The sequence below is a fragment of the Peptoniphilus sp. SGI.035 genome (assembly GCF_050315115.1).
GTDB lineage: Bacteria > Bacillota > Clostridia > Tissierellales > Peptoniphilaceae > Peptoniphilus_A.
Genome location: NZ_JBNPOJ010000072.1, coordinates 1 through 256 on the forward strand (window position 1 = coordinate 1; position 256 = coordinate 256).

Annotated in this window: 1 protein-coding gene; it reads right to left on the reverse strand. The window is 37.5% G+C overall.

Features of this window, described 5'->3' with window-relative positions:
* On the reverse strand, positions 1–256 hold a 256-nt coding region (locus tag ACQRC6_RS09915; RefSeq protein ID WP_427848759.1), incomplete at both ends, for an Ig-like domain-containing protein.

Consider the following 256-nt stretch of genomic DNA (forward strand, 5'->3'; position numbering starts at 1 on the left):
ACTTTTACTGGATCTGATGGATCTTTTCCATCTTCTGTTTGATTTACATATACATCAGTTGGTTTCTTATCATCAGGTAATTTGTCAACTGGGATTTCCCATTTTCCGCCATCATCTACTGTTGTAGCGATTGGTTGTCCGTCTTTTCCTTCTATTGGTTGTCCCTTGTCATCTACTACTGTTATTGTAGATCCCTTTGTTCCTTCTCCTGTAATATTTTCATCATCTTTTCCTACTGGATTTACTGTTGGAACAG